Consider the following 22,763-nt stretch of genomic DNA (forward strand, 5'->3'; position numbering starts at 1 on the left):
CTCGGTGAGGTCGGCCATGGACGTCAGCGTACTCAGCCGGGCACGACGAAGGCCCCGCCCCCCTTCGTCAGGGGAGCGGGGCCTTCGTCGGTGGTGCGTGCTGCTCAGGCCTCGTTGTCGAGGGCGGCGGACACGCGGCGGTGCGCCTCCCAGATCTCCTCCGGCAGCCGGTCGAACTGCTTGAGGTGCTCCTCGCGGAAGCCCATCTCCTGCTGCCAGCGCGGCACGTCGATCGTCAGGATCCGGTCGAGGTCCTCCTGCGGGATGTCGAGACCGGTCATCTCGAGCTCCTCCTGCGTCGGGATGATGCCGACCGCGGTCTGGCGACCCTTGACCTCGCCGTCCTTGAGGCGCATGAGCCACAGGAGCGGACGGATGTTCTCGCGGTACCCGGGCCACAGGTAGTGACCGTCCTCAGGGTCCTTCTGGAACCAGTTGACGTGGGCGAAGAGCGGCTTGTCCTTCACCTGGCTGAGGATGTCGAGGTAGTGCCGCGCGTAGTCGCCCTCGCCGTAGGCCATGAAGGGCCGGTTGGACATCGGGTCGTAGCGCAGCTGGCCCTCGACGCCCTCGGCGGCCGCGGTCGCCTCGGCACCCAGGGTGAGGCCGTCGTAGACGCCCTCGGCCTGGTCGGTGATCGCACGGATCAGCGGCTCGCGGTCACGGGTGCGGCCACCGAAGATGATCGCGTCGACCTCGACGCCCACGGGCTCGTCGAAGTCGGGCGCGGCGTTGGGGACATTGGCCAGCGTCGTCGTGAAACGGCTGTTGGGGTGCGCCCACGGGGAGGTGTCGCCCGGCTCGCGGTCAGCGATCACCTCGCCCTTCCAGTCGAGCCAACCCTCGAGGTCGGTCGGCGCCTCGGGCGTGCGGCCCTCCCACCAGACCTCTTCGGTCTTGGGGTTGTAGGCGATGTTGGTGAAGATCGTCTTGGTGCCCGGGTCCACGGAGGTCAGTGCGGTCGGGTTGGTCTGCTCGTTGGTGTCCTTGGCGACACCGAAGACACCGAACTCGGGGTTCATGCCCATGAGCTTGCCGGTCTTCTCGTCGACCCACAGCCAGGCGATGTCGTCGCCGTAGAAGTCGACCCGGTAGCGGTCACCGAGAGCGTCCGGCGGCAGCATCATCGCGAGGTTGGTCTTGCCCGAGGCGCTCGGGAAGCCACCGGTGATGTGGTAGCGCTTGCCGGTCTCCTTGTCGGAGATGCCGATCAGCATGTACTGCTCCGCGAGGAACTTCTTGGTGTCCCAACCGTCGTACGCGCCCTGGCGCAGACCGTGGGCGATCTTGCCGAGCAGCGCGTTGCCGCCGTAGGAGGAGCCGAAGTGCAGGATCATCCGCTCGTCGGCGACGGTCACGAAGTACCGCTTGTCATCGGGGGTGCCCTGGCCGAGGTTCGCGAGGTCGCCGGTGACGTGCACGGCGCGCACGAAGTTGTCCTGCTGCGGCAGGTCGTTGACGTGCTCGACGCCGACGCGGGACATCCGCATCATGTGCAGTACGACGGGGCGGCTGTCGGTGAGCTCGACGCCGGTGGCCCACTGCGCGAGCTCGTTGTTCTTGGGGGACATCAGGTAGGGCAGGACGTACATCGTCTTGCCCTTGGACTGACCGCGCATGAGCTCGGTCAGCTTGTCCTTCATCTCCGCCGCGGGACGCCAGTTGTTGTAGACGCCCTTGTCCTTCTCGTCGTTGGTGGCGACGATCGTGCGCTCCTCGGAGCGCGCGGTGTCCTTGGAGTACGAGCGCGAGTAGTAGCGTCCCTCGCCGGCCGGGAGGAACTCGCCGGACTCGAGACATTCCTGGATGAGCCGGTCGTCGTCCTCGAGCCCGACCACCTCGATCCGGTCCGGCTGGGTGATCTCGGCCCAGTGCTTCACGTACTCGCGGACGGCCTCGTTGGTGAGACCTGACGCGTCAAGCGCGGCGTCGACGTCGACCATGCTCAGTTTCCCTCTCACGTGCTGGTGTGCGGGCGGTCCCTCACGGGTTCTCCCGGTTGCGGGAAGGTTACCGCCCTGTGACCAGCCGTGGCGGGGGGGCGTCCGCGACTCGGCGTGATCTGACGCACGCGAGGTGGGTGAGGGCGTGTGCGTCAGATCGTGGCAAACCTTTGTGACTCACCAGTTTACCGATACCTGCTGTAGCGGGTACTGTCGGTATCGCACACTTTTCATCCACTCAGCACTGTCTCGAAGGGGTAGTCCCACATGGCTTCCAGCGAAACGATGTCCCTGGCGGACAAGGGCCAGCGCCTCGGCCTGCGCCTGATCGCCAAGGCCGGCGGCCTGCCGGGCCTGAAGGACAAGGAGGTGCGGAGCAAGGTCGAGCGCTACCTCTACAAGGGCGCCGTCACCGGCTTCAAGGCCCAGACCGCTGCCGGTCGTGCCTTCGCCAAGAAGAAGGGCTCGGGCGACCCGGCCCGCGCAGCGACGGCCAAGCCGAAGCCGCTCTTCGACCTCACCCCGTCCGAGGACCAGCAGATGATCCAGGGCGTCGCCCGCGATCTCGCTGACGAGGTCATCCGGCCCGCGGCCGCCGCTGCTGACGCCGCGCGGGCCGTACCTGCCGACGTGCGCAGTGCCGCCGCCGACATGGGTCTGCACCTCGTGGGTGTCCCCGCCGAGCTCGAGGGCATCGCCGAGGAGCGCTCCGCCGTCACCGGTGCCATCGTCCTCGAGGAGCTGGCCCGCGGCGACATGGGCATCGCCACCGCGATCATGGCCCCCGCTGCCGTCGCCACCGCGATCGCCGCCTACGGTGACGCCGACCAGCAGGCCACCTACCTGCCGGAGTTCACCGGCGAGAACCCGCCCACCGCAGCCCTGGCCATCCAGGAGCCCCAGGTGCTCTTCGACCCCTTCGCGCTGCGGACCACCGGTCGCATCGAGGGCGACGAGATCATCCTCGACGGCGTCAAGGCGATCGTCCCCGGCGCCGAGAGCGCGGACCTCTTCATCGTCTCTGCTGCGATCGACGGCCAGTCGCGACTGGTCATCGTCAAGCCCGGCACCGACGGTGTCCAGGTCGAGGACGACCCGGCCATGGGTGTGCGCGCGGCCAAGACCGCTCGCCTGCACCTCGAGGGCGTCCGCGTCCCCAGGAGCGACCTGCTCGGCACCGTCGAGGACCACGCCGACGCCGTGCGTCGCGCCCGCCTCGCCTGGGCAGCAGCTGCCGTCGGGACCTCGCAGGCCGTCCTCGACCACGTGAAGGAGTACGTCAAGGAGCGCAAGGCCTTCGGTGAGCCCATCGGGTACCGCCAGGCCGTCGCCTTCACCGTCTCCGACATCGCCATCGAGCTGGCCGGTCTGCGGCTCGTCGTGTGGAAGGCCGCCGCCCGTCTCGACCGCGGTGAGGACGCCAGCGCCGAGATCGCCCAGGCCCGCAGCCTGGTCACCCGTCACGCCACGTGGATCGGCTCGAGCGGCGTGCAGCTGCTCGGCGGCCACGGCTTCGTCAAGGAGTTCGACAACGAGCGCTGGTACCGCGATCTGCGGGGCGCCGGAGTCCTCGAGGGCACGCTGCTCGTCTGAGCCGCGCCCCCCTTCCTCTTACCTACCTGACACGAAGGACACGATCATGATCGACCTCGAGGTTCCCAAGAAGTTCCGCCCGCTCGTCGCCCAGGCCCGTGGCATGGCCGAGGAGGTCTTCTGGCCCATCTCGCGCAAGTACGACCGCGCCGAGCACGAGTACCCCGCCGAGCTGGACCTGGTCTCGGCCGTCATCGACGGCATGGCCGACGGTGGCGCCTCCCAGGGCGCCGGTGCGTCCTCCTCCACCCGGGCCAAGGACGACGGCGCCGAAGAGGGCGACGTCGCCGCAGTCGGCTCCGGCCGGGCCAGCAAGAAGGGGGAGAAGGAGAACAAGAACGGTTCCAACCTCTCCTCGGTCCTCTCCATCCTGGAGACCTGCCGCGGTGACGTGGGCCTGACCCTGTCCATCCCGCGCCAGGGCCTCGGCAACGCGGCCATCGCCGCCGTCGCCAACGAGGAGCAGAAGGCGCGCTACGCGGGCAAGTGGGCCGCCATGGCCATCACCGAGCCCGACGTGGGCTCCGACTCCGGCGCCATCCGCACCACGGCCGTCAAGGACGGCGACGAGTACGTCCTCAACGGCGAGAAGATCTTCGTCACCTCCGGTGAGCGCGCCGAGCTCGTCGTCGTCTGGGCGACCCTCGACCGCAGCCTGGGCAAGACCGCGATCAAGTCCTTCGTGGTGCGTCGCGACAACCCCGGCCTGCAGCTCGTGCGGCTGGAGCACAAGCTCGGCATCCGCGCCTCCGATACCGCAGCCTTCGTCCTGGACGACTGCCGGGTGCCCGCCGAGGACCTCCTCGGTGACCCGGAGATCAGGATCGAGGGTGGCTTCGGTGGAGCCATGCAGACCTTCGACAACACGCGTCCGCTCGTGGCGGCGATGGCGCTGGGCCTGACCCGTGCCTCGCTCGACAAGACCACCGAGCTGCTCAAGGAGGCCGGTGTCGAGATCGACTGGGACCGCCCCGGCCAGGTGCAGTCCGCAGCGGCCGCGAAGCTCATCGAGATGGAGGCGGACTACCAGAGCGCCTACCTGCTGACCCTCCGGGCAGCGTGGATGGCCGACAACGGCAAGCCCAACTCCATGGAGGCCTCCATGGCCAAGGCGAAGGCCGGGCGCACCTGCGTCAACGTCGCCCTCGCCTGTGTCGAGCTGGCCGGTGCCACCGGCTACGCCGAGACCGAGCTGCTCGAGAAGTGGGCCCGCGACTCCAAGATCCTCGACATCTTCGAGGGCACCCAGCAGATCCAGCTCCTGGTCGTCGCCCGCCGCATCATCGGATACTCCAGCAAGGAGCTGAAGTAGTCACAGCGCCCACCAGGGCACGTGACGCGCGCCCCCTTCGTCCTTCGTGGGCGGCAGGGGGCGCGCTGGTGTCCGCGCGGGGAAGCCGGTCAGAACTTGCCGCCTGCTGGCGCACCCACGGACGTGACCTACGTCATAAGGTCGTCGTCGTCATGGGCAACTCGCCGATGACGACAACTGGGAGGAAACACATGCGCAACACTCGCATGGTGTCGGCACTGGGCGCTCTGGCGCTCGGGCTGACCGGTCTCGCAGCGACGAGCAACGCCACCGCCGCGCCGACCGCAGACACCGCAGACACGACCAAGACCGCATCCTCGAACGGCGGCAACACCCATTACGTGGTCCTCGCCGACCGTGGCTCCAGCGCCAAGGCCCTCGCCAAGCGACTGCAGGCGAAGGGAGCGACCGTCACCTCGGTCAACGAGGCCGTCGGCATGGTGACCGTGACCTCGAGCGATGCCAACTTCGCCACCTCGGCCCGGGCGATGAAGGGCGTCTTCGGCGCCGCTGACGAGGGCGTCGTCGGCCGCTCACCGCAGAAGGCCAAGCGTGACGAGACCGAGCGTCCCCGGATGGCGGGCAAGCAGGCCGCGACAGCCCCCACCAAGGGCCCCAAGGGCATGAGCAAGAACCGCGCTGCGGATCCCCTGGACGACAAGCTCTGGGGCATGGACATGATCAACGCGGGTGCCGCGCACGTGGCCGAGTCAGGTGACAAGCGTGTCAAGGTCGGGATCATGGACACGGGCGTCGACGCCAGTCACCCGGACATCGCGCCCAACTTCGACCACAAGCTCTCGCGCAACTTCACGACGGACATCCCCGAGATCGACGGAGAGTGCGAGGTCGAGTCGTGCATCGACCCGGCCGACGTCGACCAGGGTGGCCACGGCACTCACGTGGCCGGCACGGTTGCTGCGGCCAAGAACGGCCTCGGCGTCTCCGGCGTCGCCCCGGACGTGTCGCTCGTCAACGTGCGAGCCGGTCAGGACTCGGGCTACTTCTTCGTCGGCCCGACCGTCAACGCCCTGACCTACTCGGCCGACTCGGGCCTGGACGTGGTCAACATGAGCTTCTACGTCGACCCATGGGCCTACTACTGCGAGGGCGGGGCCCCCGAGGACAGCCCGGAGGAGGCTGCCGAGCAGGACATGATCATCGAGTCGATGTCCCGCGCTCTGCGCTACGCCCACTCCAAGGACGTGACCCTGGTCGGTGCGCTTGGCAACGCGGCGACCGACCTGGCGAACCCGGGGACGGATACCTCCAGCCCGAATTACCCGGAGGGCAACGCCCACCCCCGCACGCTCGACAACGCGAGCTGCATGGACCTGCCGGTCGAGGGCCCGAATGTCATCGGCGTCTCGTCGGTCGGCCCGAGCGAGCGCAAGGCGTACTACTCCAACTACACGACGGAGCCGACGTCCGGCGAGATCGAGGTGAGCGCTCCGGGTGGCGACGCCTATGACTACCCGAACGCCAGCGGACCGAACCCGTCCAGCATGGTTCTCTCCTCCGTCCCGGAGGAGGTCGTCAAGGCCGAGGGATCGGTCGACGAGGACGGCAACATCACCCCGGCCGGAGAGGGCTGGGTCTTCAAGGACTGCGCAAAGATCAAGGGCACGGTGGAGTGCGGGTACTACGAGTACTACCAAGGCACCTCGATGGCTTCACCGCACGCGGCCGGGGTCTCCGCGCTGATCGTCTCCGCCCACGGCAACAACAACGGTCACACGGGCTTTGGTCTCAACGCGGACACCACCCAGCAGATCCTCATGGACTCTGCACGCAACAAGCCCTGCCCGGAGCCGCGCCTCTACGACTACCCGGCACCCATCCCGGCCGGGTACAACGCGGAGTGCGTCGGTGACGACGACTTCAACGGCTTCTACGGCGACGGCATCATCGATGCCCAGGCCGCGGTCGCCAAGAAGTAGCTCTGATCGCCTCTGACTGTGCATTGCCCTAGGGCAATGCACAGGTTGGGCGAAGGGGGCCGGTCACCGCACGGTGACCGGCCCCCTTCGTCATGCCCTCACGCGGAGAGCGTCTCGTGTGCCTCGACCATCGCCGGCCCGTACCAGGTGAGCAGCCGCCCGCTGATCAGCCGGGTCGGCACCCGGTCGAAGGCCTCCGGACCGTCGTCGGCCGTGAACTCGTAGGGCTCGTCGGGCAGCAGGACGAGGTCGAGGTCGGGGCGGTCGAGGTCCGCGAGGTCGACGTGCGGGTACCGGTCACTCGGGTCGGCGTCGGGTCCGGCGAGGACATTGCTCCAGCCGAGGCGGGCGAGCAGGTCGGTCGTGTAGGTGCGCGGGCCGACGGCCATCCACGGGTCGCGCCAGATCGGGACGGCCACCCGGCCACGAGGCGCCGCGGGGGGAGCGGACCACAGCTCGTCGGCGCGCTCCAGCCAGTCCGGGGTCGTGACACCCAGCGCCTCGACGAAGAGGCGGCGCATCGCGACCAACGACGTCGGCACGTCCTCGATGCCGGTGACCCACACGGCGACCCCCTGCTCTCGCAGCCGCCGCACGTCGAGCTCGCGGTTCTCCTCCTTGTTGGCCACGACGAGGTCGGGGGAGAGGCTGCGGATCGCGGCGAGGTTCGGGTTCTTGGTCCCGCGCACCCGGGCGACGTCGAGGTCGGCCGGGTGGGTGCACCAGTCGGTGGCCCCGACGAGGACGTCGGGGCAGCTCGCGGCAATGGCCTCGGTGAGGCTCGGGACCAGCGAGACCACTCGCTGGGGGGCGAAGGGGAGGTCGACGGGCGCGCCGAGATCGTCGAGGAGCATCAGGACACCGTCACGGCCAGCGCGAGGAGCTCGGTCAGGGCCATGGCCCCCACGGCCAACGCGAGGGCGAAGGGAGCCCGACCGTCACGTCGTCGTGACGGCTCGACCGGGGCCGTGGCATACCGCTGCCGGCCCAGGACGAAGGCGGTGCCCGCCAGGGCCAGGGTGGCGAGCAGGATGACCACGGCCGCCGGGCCCAGCGTCTCCCCGGAGTGGCGGGCGATGATCGCGGCGCCCCCGGCGCTGGCCAGCGCGGTGCGCTGCCAGGACAGGGCGGTGCGCTCCGGCTGGGCTCCGTGGGGGGCGGACGAGGCGAGCTCGCTCACACGATCCTCACGAACCCGCGACGACGACGGCCAGGACCGCGGCCGCCACCAGGACGGCACCGGTGATCACGGCCGCGGCCACCCCGAGCGAAGGGAGCGACTCACCCCGACGCATGGCCCGCTCGGCCATCGCCCACCTGAGGAAGGCGAGCACCGGACAGATGGCGCCGAGGACGAGCAGTATGGCCGCCAACCCCCGGGTGAAGCCGTCGGGCACCCCCAGGTCGAGGACGTCGACAGCCACACCTGCGGCGAGCAGGGCCAAGGTCGTGCGCAGCCACGCGAGGAAGGTGCGCTCGTTGGCGAGGGAGAAGCGGTAGTCCGGGTCCTCCCCTTCGCCATAGACCTGGGCTGGCCAACGATCGGTGCTCACGCGGCCACGCTAGCCGTGTCAGACATTGCGCCGGTACTGACCACCGACCTCGAAGAAGGCATCGGTCACCTGCTGCAGGCTGCACACACGTGCGGCGTCCATGAGGACCTCGAAGACATTGGCGTCAGTCGTCGCGGCCTCCTTCAGGCGCACGATCGCCTGCTCGGCCTCCTCGCGGTGGGTCTCCTGGTAGGAGCGCACCCGCTGCAGCTGCGAGACCTTCTCGTCCTCGGTGGCGCGGGCCAGCTCGATCTCGTCGGGCTCTCCCTTCGCGCCGTCCTCACGCAGGAAGGTGTTGACGCCGATGATCGGCACGGAGCCGTCGTGCTTGCCGTGCTCGTAGAGCATCGACTCGTCCTGGATCTTGCCGCGCTGGTAGCCGGTCTCCATCGCGCCGAGGACTCCGCCGCGGTCGTTGATCCGGTCGAACTCGGTGAGGACGGCCTCCTCGACGAGATCGGTGAGCTCGTCGATGATGTAGCTGCCCTGCAGGGGGTTCTCGTTCATCGACAGGCCCCACTCGCGGGTGATGATCAGCTGGATCGCGAGGGCGCGTCGCACCGACTCCGTCGACGGCGTGGTGACGGCCTCGTCGTAGGCGTTGGTGTGCAGGCTGTTGGCGTTGTCGTAGAGCGCGTTGAGCGCCTGCAGCGTGGTGCGGATGTCGTTGAAGTCCATCTCCTGCGCGTGCAGCGACCGGCCAGAGGTCTGGATGTGGTACTTCAGCTTCTGGCTGCGGTCGTTGGCGCCGTACTTCTCCTTCATCGCCACGGCCCAGATGCGGCGAGCGACGCGGCCCAGGACCGAGTACTCCGGGTCCATCCCGGAGGAGAAGAAGAAGGACAGGTTGGGCGCGAAGTCGTTGATGTCCATGCCGCGCGCGAGGTAGGCCTCGACATAAGTGAAGCCGTTGGCCAGGGTGAAGGCGAGCTGGCTGATGGGGTTGGCCCCCGCCTCGGCGATGTGATAGCCGGAGATGCTCACCGAGTAGAAGTTGCGCACCCCCCGCTCGATGAACCACTCCTGGATGTCGGCCATCATCCGCAGCGAGAACTCGGTGGAGAAGAGGCAGGTGTTCTGCCCCTGGTCCTCCTTGAGGATGTCCGCCTGGACCGTGCCGCGCACGTTCTGCAGGGCGTGACCGCGCAGCTCCTCGGCCTCGGCGCCGGAGGGCTCACGGCCCTCGCGCTCGCGGAAGGCGTCGACCTGCTGGTCGATCGCGGTGTTGAGGAAGAAGGCCAGGACCGTCGGCGCGGGTCCGTTGATCGTCATCGAGACGCTGGTCGTCGGCGAGAGCAGGTCGAAGCCGGAGTACAGCGCCTTCATGTCGTCGAGGGTCGCGACTGAGACGCCGGAGGTGCCGACCTTGCCGTAGATGTCGGGGCGCTCGCCCGGGTCGCGACCGTAGAGGGTCACCGAGTCGAAGGCCGTGGACAGGCGGGTGGCCGGCTGCCCCTCGGACAGCAGCTTGAAGCGACGGTTGGTGCGGAAGGGGTCGCCCTCCCCGGCGAACATGCGCGCCGGGTCCTCGTTGTCACGCTTGAAGGGGAAGACCCCGGCGGTGTACGGGAAGGAGCCCGGCAGGTTCTCCGAGCGCCAGTAGGTGACGAGGTCGCCGTGGTCGGTGTGCTTGGGCAGGGCGACGCGCGGGATCTTGTTGCCCGACAGCGACTGCTTGGTGAGCTTGGTGTGCAGCTCCTTGCCGCGGATGGTGACGACCTGCTCGTCGCCGGCGTAGGACTCGACGATCGTGGGCCAGTGCTCGATCTGCTCGGACACCTCGGTCGGCAGCTCCTTGCGCGCGGCCTCGAGAAGCTCGTCGACGCCGTGGCCGTCCTTGCCCGCTGCGGTCAGCTCGTCGTCGACGGCAGCCAGGCGTTGCACGCGGCGGGCTCCCTCGGCGAGCTGCTGGGTGCGGGAGTGGTAGCCACGCACGGTGTCGGTGATCTCCGCGAGGTAGCGCACGCGGGTGGCGGGGACGATCTGACCGAAGCGGGTGGAGTACTTGGTGTCGACGCGCGGGATCTGCCCCTCGTCGACGCTCAGACCCTTGTCGACGAGCAGGTCGAGCAGGTGCTGGTAGAGCGCGGTGACGCCGTCGTCGTTGAAGGTCGCGGCCGAGGTGCCGAAGACCGGCATCTCCTCGGGGCGCTTGCCGAAGGCCTCCTGGTTGCGCACGAGCTGGCGGGCGACGTCGCGCAGCGCGTCGGCCGCACCGCGGCGCTCGAACTTGTTGATCGCGACGACCTCGGCGAAGTCGAGCATGTCGATCTTTTCCAGCTGGCTGGCCGCGCCGAACTCAGGTGTCATGACGTACATCGGCACGTCGACGTAGGGGACGATCGCGGCGTCGCCCTGGCCGATGCCGGGGGTCTCGATGACGACCAGGTCGTAGCCCGCGGCCTTGGTGATGTCGATGACCGTCTGCATCGCCTCGGGGACCTCGCGGTCACCACGGGTGGCCAGCGAGCGGAAGAAGACGGGGGAGACGCCTCCCGTGCTCTCGCCGAGGGAGTTCATCCGGATGCGGTCGCCGAGGAGGGCGCCGCCCCCCTTGCGTCGCGTGGGGTCGACGGCGATGACCGCGATGCGCAGCTTGTCCTGCTGGTCGACGCGGAAGCGGCGCACGAGCTCGTCGGTCAGTGAGGACTTGCCGGAGCCACCGGTCCCGGTGAGACCCAGGACCGGGGCGTGGGAGGCCTTGGCCGCCTGCGCGATGCCGGCGAGGAAGGTCTCGTCGAGGTGGCCGAGCTCGGCGCCCGAGATGGCGCGGGCGATCGCGGCGCGATCACCGGCGAGGACGGCGTCGAGGGAGACCGGTGCGGTCTCCCACACGTCGGTGTCGCAGTCGGCGATGAGGGTGTTGATCATGCCGGGCAGCCCGAGCCGCTGGCCGTCCTCGGGGGAGAAGATCCTCACCCCGGCCTCGCGCAGCCGGGTGATCTCCTCGGGCACGATGACCCCGCCGCCGCCACCGAAGACCTTGACGTGGCCCGCGCCCTGCTCGCGCAGCAGCTGGGTGAGGTACTCGAAGTACTCGACGTGTCCGCCCTGGTAGGAGGAGACGGCGACACCCTGCACGTCCTCGTCGATCGCCGCGTCGACGACCTCCTGGACGGAGCGGTTGTGCCCGAGGTGGATGACCTCGGCGCCCTGGCTCTGCATGATCCGACGCATGATGTTGATCGAGGCGTCGTGACCGTCGAACAGCGCTGATGCCGTGACGAATCGGACCGGATGGGTCGGGGAGTGCAGCTGCGGAGCCTGGGTCATGGCCTACCTCGTCGTCGAAGTGCGGTGGGGTTCTCGGAGCAATGCTAGGACATCCAAGTAATTACGCGCCAGTCACGTCATCCACGACATCGCCATGCGTCGCCCGCAGGGCGGACATCAGCCGGGTGGCGTCGCGGACCTGCGTGGCGTCCAGGCCGGGGGAGGAGAAGACCTGCTCGTTGAGGTCGCGGGTGGCGCGCTCGACCAGCTCCTCGCCGGCTGCCGTGAGCGAGGCGAGGACGACGCGACGATCGGACTCTCGGCGCAGCCGCTCGACGAGTCCCTGGGTCTCGAGCCGGGCCACGGCGCTCGTCACGCTCGTCGCGTGGACCTGCAGCAGGGAGCCGAGGCGGCTCATCGGCATCGACCGCTGCCGGCTGAAGGCGAGCAGCCGCAGGATCTCGTAGCGGGCGAAGGTCAGGCCGTGGGGACGCAGGGTCGCCTCGACGCGCTCGTGGAGCAGCTGCTGGGCGCGCACGACGGACGTCACCAGTGCCATGCCGTCGGCAGCGTCGGGCCAGCCGTGCGAGATCCACTGGGCACGAGCTGCGGCAATGGGGTCACGGTCGGTCATGGGGAGATTGTAGGACGTCCTAGGAATGGCGGCCGTCCCATGTGAGGGTGACCTTTCATGGACCGTGTCGTCGCGTCGTGGAAGGGTAGGAGGTGCACAACACTCGCAATCACGGAGGTTTCATGTACACCCTTCCCGACCTCTCCTACGACTACGGAGCCCTCGAGCCCGCCATGAGCGGCGAGATCCTCGAGCTGCACCACGACAAGCACCACGCCGCCTACGTCAAGGGCGCCAACGACACGCTGGAGAAGCTGGCCGACGCCCGCGACAAGGACCAGCTCGGTGGCCTCGTCGGCCTCGAGAAGACCTTGGCCTTCAACGTCTCCGGTCACGTCCTGCACTCGATCTTCTGGGAGAACCTCTCCCCGGATGGTGGCGACAAGCCGGATGGCGCCCTCGGCACTGCGATCGACGAGCACTTCGGCACCTTCGACAAGTTCCGCGCGCAGCTGACCGCCGCGACGCAGACCACGCAGGGCTCGGGCTGGGGCGTCCTCGCCTGGGAGCCCCTCGGCCAGCGCCTGCTCGTCACGCAGGTCTACGACCACCACGGCAACGTGGCCACGGGCATGACGCCGCTCCTGGCCTTCGACGCCTGGGAGCACGCGTACTACCTGCAGTACAAGAACGTGAAGCCGGACTACATCGAGAAGCTCTGGGACATCGTCAACTGGAACGACGTCTCCGCGCGCCTCGAGGCCGCCAAGAAGGCCTGAGCACGGCAGGGAAGGGAGGGACTCACCAGCTGGTGGGTCCCTCCCTTCGTCATGTGGCGGCTAGGCCGTGACCGCCCAGCCGAGGGACACCAGCACGACCCCGAGCACGAGATTGAGGCCGAGGTCGGCGAGCGCGTGGCGGGTACGCCCCGTCCGGGCCGCAGAGGCGACCTCGACCGCGTGCGTGGCGAAGGTCGTGTAGGCACCGCAGAAGCCCACCCCGACGAGCGGCAGCAGCCAGCCCGGCCCCGTGCCGGAGGCGTGCCCGGCCACGAGGCCCAGGAGCAGCGAACCGGTCGCGTTGACCGTCAGGACCCCGCCCGCAGCGGTGGCGCCGCGGGTGCGGAGGACACTCACGACGAGGTGTCGGGACAGTGCCCCGAGCGCGGCGCCCAGCGCGACGAGGAGCGCGGTCACAGCTCCTCCTTCGCCACGACGTCGTCAGCGACGGCATCGCCGTGCCAGAGACGGTCACCGACCGCGAGACCCAGCATGGCGGCGCCCACCCCGAGGCCGAGGGTCGCCACGAGGTAGCCGAGGAGCCCGAGCAGGCCCTCGCCGGCCAGGCCGTGCGCGTCCAGGGCAAAGCTGGAGTAGGTCGTCCAGCCACCGAGCAGCCCCACCGTGAGGAAGGGACGGACGAGCGAGTGGGGCGAGCTGCGGGCCAGCCAGGCGACGACAAGGCCCATGGCGAGGGCCCCGGTGAGATTGACGAGCAGGGTTGCCCAGACGGCACCCGACGCGAAGGATGCGACGCCCCACCGCCCCAGCGACCCGATGGCCCCGCCGGCCGCAACGGCGGCGAGGGTGCCCCCTTCGCCCAGCTGCGGAGGGGCCGAGCTCACGCGCGCTTGGTCTCGAGGAACTCGGCGATCCGGCCGATCGCCTCGGTGAGCACGTCCTCGTCCGGCAGGGCCACGAGGCGGAAGTGGTCCGGCTCGGGCCAGTTGAAACCGGAGCCGTGGGTGACGAGGATCTTCTTCGCCCGCAGCAGGTCGATGACGAAGGCCTCGTCGTCCTCGATCGGGTAGACCTCGGGATCGAGTCGGGGGAAGCAGTACAACGCGCCCTTGGGCTCGACGCAGCTCACGCCGGGGATCTCGTTGAGCAGGCGCGAGGCGAGCTTGACCTGGTCGTGGTAGCGGCCGCCCGGGACGATGAGCTCGTTGATCGACTGGTAGCCGCCGAGTGCGGTCTGGATGGCGTGCTGTGCGGGGACGTTGGAGCACATGCGCATGTTGGCCAGCAGGGTGAGGCCCTCGAGGAAGTCCGCCGCCTGGTGCTTGGGGCCGGAGATCATCACCCAGCCGGCGCGGTAGCCGCAGACCCGGTAGGCCTTGGACAGGCCCGAGAAGGTGAGGCACAGGACGTCGTCGGCTGCGTACTCCGCCGCGTGGTGGTGCACCGCGTCGTCGAAGACGATCTTCTCGTAGATCTCGTCGGCCATGACCACGAGGTCGTGGCGGCGCGCGATGTCGATCAGACCGCGCACGATCTCCGGGGAGTAGACGGCGCCCGTCGGGTTGTTGGGGTTGATGATGACCAGGGCGTGGGTGTTGTCGGTGATCTTGGACTCGATGTCCGCCAGGTCGGGGTTCCACCCGTTGGCCTCGTCGCACCGGTAGTGCACCGGAGTGCCGCCCGCGAGCGAGACCGCGCCGGTCCACAGGGGGTAGTCCGGGGCAGGGACGAGGATCTCGTTGCCGTTGTCGACGAAGGCCTGCAGGACCATCGTGATGAGCTCGGAGACGCCGTTGCCGATGTAGACGTCCTCGACGGTCGTCTCCGTCAGGCCGCGGGACTGGTAGTACTGCGCCACGGCCGTGCGGGCCGAGTAGATGCCCTTGCTGTCGACATAGCCCTGCGCGTCGGGCAAATGCCGCGTCATGTCGGCGACGATCGCCTCGGGTGCCTCGAAGCCGAAGGGCGCGGTGTTGCCGATGTTGAGCTTGAGGATCTTGTGCCCCTCGGCCTCGAGGCGCTGGGCCTCGACGAGGATCGGTCCCCGCACGTCGTAACGGACATCCCTCAACTTGCGGCTCTGTCGGATCTGACGCATGGGGACCAGTCTCGCAGTACGGTGTGGGCGTCCGGGCCACCATCTCGAAAGGGCCTTTGTGCGTGTCGTCCCCGCAGCATCGCTCGCCCTGGTCGCTGCCGCGCTCCTCACGGGGTGCGGCTCCGACGGCGACCAGCCCGACCCGGGCAGCACCCAGACCGTGACGCCTGCGGACGTGACAGGCCAGGCCGAGCGACTCATCGGCCCCAAGATGCCCGAGGGTTCGACCCTCCACTGCCCCGAGGCGCTCGCCGCGCAGGTCGATGCCACGACGACGTGCACGTGGTCCATCCCGGACGGGAGCTCGATCGGGATGACCGTGACGGTCACGCAGATCGTCGAGGACACGGCCAGTCTGAACTTCACGAACGACGACTCGGTGACGCCCAGCCCGACCTCGTGAGCGTTGCCGCTCCGCGTGGCGCTCCCCCCCTATACACGTTGTGGCTGGCCACACTCCGGATGGTCAGCCACATCACGTGCTGTGGCTGACCATGCGAGGTGTGGCCAGCCACAGTTTGTGCGGATGGGCGGGGTCGGCCCTCACATCCCCGTCGTCGAGCGCGGGTAGGGGATCTGCGGGTCGGTGACGATGTTGACGAGGTAGGGCACTCCCGAGGCGAAGGCGCGGTCGAGGGCCGCCCCGATCTGCGCCGGGTCGGTGACGAGCTCACCGCCGCCCCCGAGCGCGGTGACGACCTGGTCGTACCGGGTCTCGGGGGCCAGGTCGACAGCGACGTCGTATCCGTAGAGCATCTGCATCGGCTGCTTCTCCAGGCCCCACGCGCCGTTGTTGCCCATGACCATGACGACCGGGAGGTCGTGGCGCACGAGGGTGTCGACGTCCATGAGGGACATGCCGGACGCCCCGTCGCCGAGGAGCAGGACCACCTGGGACGAAGGGCGGGCGATGCGGGCCGCGATCGCCGCACCGAGGCCGGCGCCGAGGCAGCCGAAGGGACCCGGGTCGAGCCACGACCCGGGCCGGGTGGGTTCGATGAACCGGCCCGCCCAGGAGACGAAGTCGCCGCCGTCGCCGATGACGACGGCGTCATCGGCCAGTCGGGGCACCAGCTCGCCGTAGATCCGGGCCGGGTGAGCGGGGGAGACGGTGCTGGTGAGCAGGTCGCGGTCGCTCGCGGTCCGAGCGCGTGCCTCGTCCGCCAGTCGCGCTGACCACGATGACCAGTCGGGATGCCCGAGCGGCTCGACCGCGGCCTGCAGCAGGTCGAAGAAGGAGGTCAGGTCGCCGGCGGCCGTGGCGGTCGGGTCGGCGTGCGCGCTCAGCTGCCCGGGGGAGTCGGCGACGTGCACGACCTGCGCGTCGGGCCGCCCGCCGGAGCCTCCGAAGGAGCCGTAGCCGAGGCGGAAGTCGAGCGGGGTGCCCACGACGATCGCGAGGTCGCACTCACCCGTGGCGGCGCGCCGGGCCTTGCCCACGAGCAGGTCGTGCCCCGCGGGCACGATGCCTCGGCCCATGCCGTTCGTGATCGTCGGCAGGCCGAGGTCTGTGACGAAGCGCAGTGCCGCCAGCTCTGCACCCTCGCTCCAGACGTCGGTCCCCAGGACGAGGAGCGGGCGCTCGGCACCCGCCAGGAGTCGAGCGATCGCGTCGACATCCCCGTCGTCGGGTGCCATGCGTGTAGCCGTGGTCGCAGCGACAGGGGCGCCGGGTGCGTCGCCGAAGAGCTCGTCCATCGGGACGTCGAGGAAGACCGGGCCGCGGTGCGGTGCAGCAGCGAGAGCGAAGGCGTTGTCCACCTCGTCGGCGAGCTCGTCGACCGCTGCCACCGTGGCCGCTCGCTTGGTGACCGCACCGAGGAGGCTGGGGTGGTCCAGCTCCTGGAGTGCCCCCCTTCCCCAGGAGAAGGACGCCGCCCGCCCGCCGAGGACCACGAGGGGAGACCCGCTGAAGTGCGCCTGCGTGATCGCGCTGATCCCGTTGGTGACGCCGGGACCTGCCGTGAGGACGGCGAGCCCGGGGGTGCGGGTCAGCTTGCCGGTGGCCTCGGCCGCGAAGACCGCAGTCTGCTCGTGCCGGACGTCGAGCAGGCGCATCGGCGGGTCCGCGGTCACCGCGCCGTCGTACAAGGGGAAGACGTGCGCACCCGAGAGGGTGAACATCGTGCTCACCCCGTGGGCGCGCGCAGCGCAGACGGCACGGGTACCGCCACTGACGTCGTCGTAGTCGTCCACGCATTGAAGGTTACTCGTCGGTAGTGCCCGTAGGCTGGGTCGGGTGAGCACAGATCCTTCGCACACCGTCTGGGACGACGAGGAGGCCGCGCGCGAGGCGGCCCTCGCCTCGCCCGACCTCGCCGACGACGCCGAGAGCCCTGCGGACCCGGACGACGAGGACCAGCAGCCCTGAGGCCCTAGCGGGCACGGCCGGTCGACGCCGGGCCGTCTCACGTTGTGGCGTGTGATCATCGTCCCCGTCACAAACCCTGCATGCCCCGCGCGCACTGTCGTAGGTTGCCCTGCAACCACACCCACCACCCCTGACCAGGAGTGACGATGCGACTTGGCGTGCCCAAGGAGTCGAAGCGCGGAGAAACCCGCGTCGCGGCGACCCCCAAAACAGTCGAGCAGCTGATCAAGCTCGGATACGACGTCGTCGTCGAGGCTGGCGCCGGTGAGGCCTCGGCCTACCCGGACCAGGCATATCTCGACGCCGGTGCGACCCTCGAGCCCGCCGACCAGGTGTGGGCCAGCGATGTGGTCGCCAAGATCAACGCGCCCTCCGACGAGGAGGTGTCCCGCCTGAGCTCCGGCGCGATCCTCGCCTCTCTGCTGGCTCCGGCTCTCAACCCGGACAAGGTGGAGGCGCTGCGCGCCCAGGGCGTGACCGCGCTCGCGATGGATGCCGTGCCGCGCATCTCGCGTGCCCAGTCCCTCGACGTGCTGTCCTCGATGGCCAACATCGCGGGTTACCGCGCGGTGGTCGAGTCGGCCCACGAGTTCGGTGGCCTCTTCACCGGTCAGGTCACGGCGGCCGGCAAGGTCCCGCCGGCCAAGGTCCTCGTCTGCGGCGCCGGTGTCGCGGGCCTCGCTGCCATCGGTGCTGCCGGGTCCCTCGGTGCCATCGTGCGTGCCTTCGACGTGCGACCCGAGGTGGCCGAGCAGGTCGAGTCCATGGGCGCGGACTTCCTCGAGATCGACTTGGGAGACGCTGCGCAGGAGGGCCTTTCGTCTGACGGTTACGCCAAGGAGACCGGCGAGGACTTCAACCGCAAGGCCGCCGAGCTCTACGCGGAGCAGGCCAAGGACGTCGACATCATCATCACCACGGCCCTCATCCCGGGACGTCAGGCACCGCGCCTGATCACCGAGGAGATGGTCGCCTCGATGAAGCCCGGGTCGGTCATCATCGACATGGCCGCCGGTTCTGGTGGCAATGTCGCCGGATCCGTCGCCGACGAGCGGATCGTCACCGACAACGGTGTCCGGATCATCGGCTACACCGACCTGGCCGGTCGTCTGCCCACCCAGGCCAGCCAGCTCTTCGGCACCAACATCGTCAACCTGCTCAAGCTGGTCACCCCGGACAAGGACGGCCAGGCCGTCCTCGACATGGAGGACACGGTCGTGCGCGGCATGACCGTGACCAAGGCCGACGAGACCCTCTGGCCGCCGCCGCCCGTGCAGGTCTCGGCCGCTCCTGCGGCCCCGGCCGCCGCCCCGGTGGAGGCGCCGCCGGTCAAGCCGGTCGACCCCAACCGCAAGTTCTGGCTCATCGGTGGCGCGGCGCTGCTCTTCCTCGTCGCCGCCGCCTTCATGCCCGCGGCCTTCCTGTCGCACTTCATCGTCTTCGCGCTGGCCGTGGTCATCGGCTTCTACGTCATCGGCAATGTCGCCCACGCGCTTCACACGCCGTTGATGTCGGTGACCAATGCGATCTCCGGGATCATCGTCGTCGGCGCACTGCTGCAGGTGACCTCGTCCAACATCGCGATCCAGGTCATCGCCGCCGCTGCCATCTTTTTCGCCAGCATCAACGTCTTCGGTGGCTTCACGGTCACGAACCGGATGCTCAACATGTTCCGGAAGGGCTGAGTCGTGCTCTCCACCGTCGTCACCGCCGCCTACATCGTCGCGGCGCTCCTGTTCATCCTGTCCCTGGCCGGCCTCAGCAAGCACGAGAGCGCCAAGCACGGCAACTGGTTCGGCATGGCCGGTATGGCCATCGCCCTGCTCGCCACGATCGCCCTCGTCATCGACGGGGTCTACTCCGGTGGTGAGGCCACCAACGCCGGCAAGTGGGGTCTGGGCGTCCTCGTGATCACCATGGCCCTCGGAGCGGCCTTCGGCATGCGGATCGCTCGCCGCGTCGAGATGACCGGCATGCCCCAGCTCATCGCGATGATGCACTCCTTCGTCGGTCTGGCCGCCGTGCTCGTCGGGTTCAACTCCTTCCTCGGCGCGCACGGGGACTCGGCCGAGGCCGTCGCCGCGCACAAGGCGCTCGAGGCCAGCGACATGGTCGGCATCCACAACGGCGAGGTCTTCGTCGGCGTCTTCATCGGCGCCGTGACCTTCACCGGCTCGATCGTGGCCTACCTCAAGCTCAGCGAGAAGATGAAGTCCGCGCCGCTGGTGCTGCCGATGCGCCACTGGCTCAACCTGCTGGCCGTGGTCGTCTCCGTCGCCCTGTGCATCTGGTTCGTCGTCTCCCCGTCGCTCGTCCCGTTGATGATCATGACGGTCATCGCGCTGCTCTTCGGCTGGCACCTCGTCGCCTCCATCGGCGGCGGCGACATGCCGGTCGTCATCTCGATGCTCAACAGCTACTCGGGCTGGGCCGCGGCCGCGGCGGGCTTCATGCTCTCCAACGACCTGCTCATCGTCGTGGGTGCGCTCGTGGGTTCCTCGGGTGCCTTCCTGTCCTACATCATGTGCAAGGCGATGAACCGCTCCTTCATCTCCGTGATCGCGGGTGGCTTCGGTGCGGCTGCACCGGCCTCCAGCGGGGACGAGGACTACGGCGAGCACCGCGAGACCAGCGCCGACGCCGTCGCGGAGCTCCTCGCGGAGGCCTCCTCGGTCGTCATCACTCCCGGCTACGGCATGGCTGTCGCCCAGGCGCAGTACCCCGTCGCCGACCTGACCGCCAAGCTGCGGGCGAAGGGGGTGGACGTCCGGTTCGGCATCCACCCGGTCGCCGGTCGCCTCCCCGGCCACATGAATGTGCTCCTGGCCGAGGCCAAGGTCCCGTACGACATCGTCCTCGAGATGGACGAGATCAACGACGACCTCCCGGAGACCGACGTCGTGCTCGTCATCGGGGCCAACGACACGGTCAACCCGGCCGCTGCCGAGGACCCGACGAGCCCGATCGCCGGCATGCCGGTGCTCGAGGTGTGGAACGCCAAGGACGTCGTCGTCTTCAAGCGCTCCATGGCCACCGGGTACGCCGGCGTGCAGAACCCGCTCTTCTTCCGGGACAACACGCAGATGCTCTTCGGTGACGCCAAGGACCGCGTGGAGGACATCCTCCGGGCGCTCTGACGCTGACCTGCAGACCGCGAAGGGCGGCGCTCACCCGATCGGGTGAGCGCCGCCCTTCGTCATGCTCCCGCCCACCAGACCGTGCATTGCCCTATGGCAATGCACGGTCCACATGCCCACCGAACCCGCATTGCCCTATGGCAATGCGGGTTCTGGAGTCGGATGCACACGCAGAAGTGCGATGGACAATAGTGTGCGTCACACACTAAGGTGTGGCGCATGGACGAAGAACTGCTCGCGGGGCACCTCCAGGAGCTGAGGCGGGGGACGGTCGTCCTCGCCTGCCTGGCGACGCTCGAGGAGCCGCGCTACGGATACGCCCTCCTGGAGACGCTCGACACGGCGGGCTTTGCCGTCGACGGCAACACGCTCTACCCGCTGCTGCGGCGCCTGGAGAAGCAGGGCCTGCTGACGAGCGAGTGGAACACCGACGAGGCCCGGCCGCGGAAGTTCTACCGCACCAGCCCGGCCGGCGCCGACCTGCGCGCCCACCTGATGACCGAATGGCGATCGCTGAACACAGCGGTCGAGGCACTGAATGGGGATTTGCCATGACCACCAGCACCAGGACCAGCCTCACCGACCGATACGTGTGGACGGTGACCCGCCAGCTCTCGCCAGAGAGTGGGCCGGACGTCGCCCGAGAGCTGCGGGGGAGCATCGAGGACACGGTCGAGGACCGGGTGGCCGGTGGCGAGGCCCCGGAGGCCGCCGAGCTCGAGACGATCCTCGGCCTCGGCGACCCGGACGTCCTCGCGCGTGAGTACGGTGGCCGCCCGAACCACCTGATCGGTCCGGCGTACTTCCCGGCGTGGGTGCGGTTGGTCAGGCTGCTGCTCGTCGTGCTCGTGCCGATCGCCGTCCTCGGCAACGTGGTCGCACACTCCTTCGGCAGTGACGCCGACTTCGGCACGATCGTCGGTGAGGCCGCGCAGCTCGCGTTCCAGGTGGGGGTGCACCTCGTCTTCTGGACGGCAGTGATCTTCGCGTTGGTCGAGCGCAACGTGGGCCCCCTGGGGCGCGATCAGCTCTTCGCCGCGTGGACCCCCGATGCGCTGGCCGACCCGGCTGACCGGACCAGGCGCGCCAGCCTGACCGAGATGGTCTTCGAGGTCGCCTGGACCGTCGTCATCATCGCGCTGAGCGTCTGGCAGTGGGGTGGCGTGGGGGACGGGGCCGTCCAGGTCCTGGACCCCGGCCTCGCTGCAGGGTGGCAGGTACTGATCGTCGGTCTCCTCGTGCTCGACATCATCGTCACCGTGGCGGCGTGGGCCCGGGGCGGCTGGAACATCCCGCTGGCGGCAGCCAGCCTCGTCAGCGCCGTCGTGTCGGGTGCCGTGCTCGTCTGGCTCCTCCTGGACGGCCGGCTGGTCACGGACCTGCCCCGGGAGTTCGGGACGGCCTTCGGGGTTGACGCGGACTGGACCCTCTCCCTTCCCGCGGTGGCCGTCGGCATCGCCATCATCTGCGGTTGGGAGGCCGTGACGGCGCTGCGTCGCATGCGCGACACGCGCGACACGCGCGGAGGAGATCAGTAGGCGTCGGGGTCGTACGGCGGCAGCTCGCCGGTGTCGGTGTCACCCATGCGGTCGGCCCGGTCGCGGCTGCGGTAGATCAGGCTGTCGCGCCGTGGCGCGGGGCCATAGGTCTCGGGGTCGTCGCCCGGTCCGCCGCCGTTGAAGATGCCGTCGACGACGCCCAGCCGGGTCGCGTAGTCCTGCGAGGTCTCCCACGCCGGCTCGTCATCGTCCTGCCCGTCGGCCTCGCCCCCTTCGTCGTCCTCGTCGAGGCTCATGCCGAAGACCACCGAGCAGATGGCGCGGTAGTTGTCGTCGGGGTCGGGGACGAACTCGATCTTGGACAGCGCCTGGTCCTGGCCGGCGCTCTCGAGGACGAAGGTGCCGTAGCCGAGCACTCGACCGAGCAGGGAGCGCTCGTAGCCCATGTCGGTGACCTTCTTGAGCGGCATCATCGAGACCTTGTGGTTGATCCACCCCTCGAAGAGCACGATGCGCTTGTCCGTGGCCACCACGCGCGTGTGCCGCCACTCGATCCACTGCCACAGGCCCCAGCCCAGGACGGCCAGCCAAGCGAGCCACAGGTAACCGAGGATGCCGCTGTTGGCGTCGCTCACCGAGATGTCGAGCCACAGGACGAGAGCCAGGCTCGCCACGACGACGACGGTCGGCTTGAGCAGCACGATGCGGTGGTGGCGGATCTCCGCCACGGGGTGCTCGCCAGGGAGGAGGTACTTGCGCAGTCCCTTGTGGGCGACCTCCTGCGCCATGA

21 protein-coding genes are annotated in these 22,763 nt (G+C 69.1%); 10 read left to right on the forward strand and 11 right to left on the reverse strand.

The annotated features are described in order from the left end of the window. Positions 1–104: 104 nt before the first annotated feature. The gene (locus ASG73_RS04030) at positions 105–1,943 is read right to left on the reverse strand and encodes a phosphoenolpyruvate carboxykinase (GTP) (RefSeq protein ID WP_055991024.1); all 1,839 of its coding nucleotides are present in this window, start codon (positions 1,941–1,943) and stop codon (positions 105–107) included. Between the two features lie 267 nt (positions 1,944–2,210). Between ASG73_RS04030 and ASG73_RS04035 the strand changes: the two genes are divergently transcribed. The 3 genes from ASG73_RS04035 to ASG73_RS04045 all read left to right on the forward strand — a co-directional run bounded on the left by ASG73_RS04035 (position 2,211) and on the right by ASG73_RS04045 (position 6,788). Beyond that, a complete protein-coding gene (locus tag ASG73_RS04035) occupies positions 2,211–3,536 on the forward strand; it encodes an acyl-CoA dehydrogenase family protein (RefSeq protein ID WP_082566975.1) in 1,326 nt (441 codons plus the stop codon). 46 nt (positions 3,537–3,582) lie between these two features. Further along, complete coding sequence (locus ASG73_RS04040) at positions 3,583–4,848, forward strand: acyl-CoA dehydrogenase family protein (protein WP_055991028.1); 1,266 nt, start codon at positions 3,583–3,585, stop codon at positions 4,846–4,848. A gap of 191 nt (positions 4,849–5,039) precedes the next feature. Beyond that, on the forward strand, positions 5,040–6,788 hold the full coding sequence (locus ASG73_RS04045) for a S8 family peptidase (RefSeq protein ID WP_055991030.1): 1,749 nt from the start codon (positions 5,040–5,042) through the stop codon (positions 6,786–6,788). Between the two features lie 98 nt (positions 6,789–6,886). Here ASG73_RS04045 and ASG73_RS04050 read toward each other — a convergent pair whose 3' ends face one another. The 5 genes from ASG73_RS04050 to ASG73_RS04070 form a co-directional block, all read right to left on the reverse strand. Continuing rightward, positions 6,887–7,642 carry a helical backbone metal receptor gene (locus tag ASG73_RS04050; protein ID WP_055991033.1) on the reverse strand — a complete coding sequence of 252 codons (756 nt, stop codon included), beginning with the start codon at positions 7,640–7,642 and terminating at the stop codon, positions 6,887–6,889. After that, a complete protein-coding gene (locus ASG73_RS04055; protein ID WP_055991036.1) occupies positions 7,642–7,968 on the reverse strand; it encodes a DUF202 domain-containing protein in 327 nt (108 codons plus the stop codon). The genes ASG73_RS04050 and ASG73_RS04055 overlap by 1 nt, the downstream gene beginning before the upstream one ends. A 7-nt stretch (positions 7,969–7,975) precedes the next feature. Beyond that, positions 7,976–8,341: a YidH family protein gene (locus ASG73_RS04060; RefSeq protein WP_055991041.1), complete on the reverse strand. Its 366-nt coding sequence runs from the start codon at positions 8,339–8,341 to the stop codon at positions 7,976–7,978. A gap of 18 nt (positions 8,342–8,359) precedes the next feature. After that, entirely contained in the window at positions 8,360–11,614 is a 3,255-nt protein-coding gene (gene icmF, locus ASG73_RS04065) for a fused isobutyryl-CoA mutase/GTPase IcmF (RefSeq protein ID WP_055991045.1), read from the reverse strand. Between the two features lie 61 nt (positions 11,615–11,675). Beyond that, positions 11,676–12,188, reverse strand: a complete 513-nt coding sequence (locus ASG73_RS04070) for a MarR family winged helix-turn-helix transcriptional regulator (protein ID WP_055991050.1) — start codon at positions 12,186–12,188, stop codon at positions 11,676–11,678. Between the two features lie 122 nt (positions 12,189–12,310). On the opposite strand from ASG73_RS04070, the gene ASG73_RS04075 reads away from it, so the two are divergent. Then, complete coding sequence (locus ASG73_RS04075) at positions 12,311–12,907, forward strand: superoxide dismutase (protein ID WP_055991053.1); 597 nt, start codon at positions 12,311–12,313, stop codon at positions 12,905–12,907. A 60-nt stretch (positions 12,908–12,967) separates the two neighbouring features. On the opposite strand, the gene ASG73_RS04080 is transcribed toward ASG73_RS04075, so the two are convergent. From ASG73_RS04080 to ASG73_RS04090, 3 genes are read right to left on the reverse strand one after another with little or no spacing between them, the layout of a single operon-like run. After that, entirely contained in the window at positions 12,968–13,324 is a 357-nt protein-coding gene (locus ASG73_RS04080) for a fluoride efflux transporter FluC (protein WP_055991056.1), read from the reverse strand. Continuing rightward, a complete protein-coding gene (locus ASG73_RS04085) occupies positions 13,321–13,752 on the reverse strand; it encodes a fluoride efflux transporter FluC (RefSeq protein WP_082566977.1) in 432 nt (143 codons plus the stop codon). The genes ASG73_RS04080 and ASG73_RS04085 overlap by 4 nt, the downstream gene beginning before the upstream one ends. After that, complete coding sequence (locus tag ASG73_RS04090) at positions 13,749–14,966, reverse strand: pyridoxal phosphate-dependent aminotransferase (RefSeq protein ID WP_055991057.1); 1,218 nt, start codon at positions 14,964–14,966, stop codon at positions 13,749–13,751. The genes ASG73_RS04085 and ASG73_RS04090 overlap by 4 nt, the downstream gene beginning before the upstream one ends. Before the next feature lie 58 nt (positions 14,967–15,024). On the opposite strand from ASG73_RS04090, the gene ASG73_RS04095 reads away from it, so the two are divergent. After that, positions 15,025–15,369, forward strand: a complete 345-nt coding sequence (locus ASG73_RS04095) for a DUF4333 domain-containing protein (protein ID WP_055991060.1) — start codon at positions 15,025–15,027, stop codon at positions 15,367–15,369. Between the two features lie 140 nt (positions 15,370–15,509). Here ASG73_RS04095 and ASG73_RS04100 read toward each other — a convergent pair whose 3' ends face one another. Further along, positions 15,510–17,162, reverse strand: coding sequence for an acetolactate synthase (locus ASG73_RS04100; RefSeq protein WP_055991063.1), 1,653 nt, complete (start codon positions 17,160–17,162; stop codon positions 15,510–15,512). A gap of 43 nt (positions 17,163–17,205) precedes the next feature. Between ASG73_RS04100 and ASG73_RS18475 the strand changes: the two genes are divergently transcribed. From ASG73_RS18475 to ASG73_RS04120, 5 genes are all read left to right on the forward strand, one after another. Then, positions 17,206–17,337 carry a hypothetical protein gene (locus ASG73_RS18475; RefSeq protein WP_268766350.1) on the forward strand — a complete coding sequence of 44 codons (132 nt, stop codon included), beginning with the start codon at positions 17,206–17,208 and terminating at the stop codon, positions 17,335–17,337. Positions 17,338–17,483: 146 nt separating this feature from the next. After that, positions 17,484–19,022, forward strand: a complete 1,539-nt coding sequence (locus ASG73_RS04105; protein WP_055991065.1) for a Re/Si-specific NAD(P)(+) transhydrogenase subunit alpha — start codon at positions 17,484–17,486, stop codon at positions 19,020–19,022. 3 nt (positions 19,023–19,025) lie between these two features. After that, entirely contained in the window at positions 19,026–20,474 is a 1,449-nt protein-coding gene (gene pntB, locus ASG73_RS04110; RefSeq protein ID WP_055991068.1) for a Re/Si-specific NAD(P)(+) transhydrogenase subunit beta, read from the forward strand. Positions 20,475–20,693: 219 nt separating this feature from the next. Then, complete coding sequence (locus ASG73_RS04115) at positions 20,694–21,029, forward strand: PadR family transcriptional regulator (RefSeq protein WP_055991071.1); 336 nt, start codon at positions 20,694–20,696, stop codon at positions 21,027–21,029. Then, complete coding sequence (locus ASG73_RS04120; RefSeq protein ID WP_055991074.1) at positions 21,026–22,012, forward strand: permease prefix domain 1-containing protein; 987 nt, start codon at positions 21,026–21,028, stop codon at positions 22,010–22,012. The genes ASG73_RS04115 and ASG73_RS04120 overlap by 4 nt, the downstream gene beginning before the upstream one ends. Here ASG73_RS04120 and ASG73_RS04125 read toward each other — a convergent pair. Then, the gene (locus ASG73_RS04125) at positions 22,006–22,761 is read right to left on the reverse strand and encodes a PH domain-containing protein (protein ID WP_055991076.1); all 756 of its coding nucleotides are present in this window, start codon (positions 22,759–22,761) and stop codon (positions 22,006–22,008) included. The genes ASG73_RS04120 and ASG73_RS04125 overlap by 7 nt on opposite strands. Positions 22,762–22,763: the final 2 nt, after the last annotated feature.

It is taken from the genome of Janibacter sp. Soil728, assembly GCF_001428305.1.
Taxonomy (GTDB): Bacteria; Actinomycetota; Actinomycetes; order Actinomycetales; family Dermatophilaceae; genus Janibacter.

Bases quoted from the DNA above. Each gene is read 5' to 3' on its own strand.
- ASG73_RS04030 (WP_055991024.1), bottom strand. From the start codon at position 1,943: ATGGTCGACGTCGACGCCGCGCTTGACGCGTCAGGTCTCACCAACGAG.
- ASG73_RS04035 (WP_082566975.1), top strand. From the start codon at position 2,211: ATGGCTTCCAGCGAAACGATGTCCCTGGCGGACAAGGGCCAGCGCCTC.
- ASG73_RS04040 (WP_055991028.1), top strand. From the start codon at position 3,583: ATGATCGACCTCGAGGTTCCCAAGAAGTTCCGCCCGCTCGTCGCCCAG.
- ASG73_RS04045 (WP_055991030.1), top strand. From the start codon at position 5,040: ATGCGCAACACTCGCATGGTGTCGGCACTGGGCGCTCTGGCGCTCGGG.
- ASG73_RS04050 (WP_055991033.1), bottom strand. From the start codon at position 7,642: ATGCTCCTCGACGATCTCGGCGCGCCCGTCGACCTCCCCTTCGCCCCC.
- icmF (WP_055991045.1), bottom strand. From the start codon at position 11,614: ATGACCCAGGCTCCGCAGCTGCACTCCCCGACCCATCCGGTCCGATTC.
- ASG73_RS04070 (WP_055991050.1), bottom strand. From the start codon at position 12,188: ATGACCGACCGTGACCCCATTGCCGCAGCTCGTGCCCAGTGGATCTCG.
- ASG73_RS04075 (WP_055991053.1), top strand. From the start codon at position 12,311: ATGTACACCCTTCCCGACCTCTCCTACGACTACGGAGCCCTCGAGCCC.
- ASG73_RS04090 (WP_055991057.1), bottom strand. From the start codon at position 14,966: ATGCGTCAGATCCGACAGAGCCGCAAGTTGAGGGATGTCCGTTACGAC.
- ASG73_RS04105 (WP_055991065.1), top strand. From the start codon at position 17,484: ATGCGACTTGGCGTGCCCAAGGAGTCGAAGCGCGGAGAAACCCGCGTC.
- ASG73_RS04115 (WP_055991071.1), top strand. From the start codon at position 20,694: ATGGACGAAGAACTGCTCGCGGGGCACCTCCAGGAGCTGAGGCGGGGG.
- ASG73_RS04120 (WP_055991074.1), top strand. From the start codon at position 21,026: ATGACCACCAGCACCAGGACCAGCCTCACCGACCGATACGTGTGGACG.
- ASG73_RS04125 (WP_055991076.1), bottom strand. From the start codon at position 22,761: ATGGCGCAGGAGGTCGCCCACAAGGGACTGCGCAAGTACCTCCTCCCT.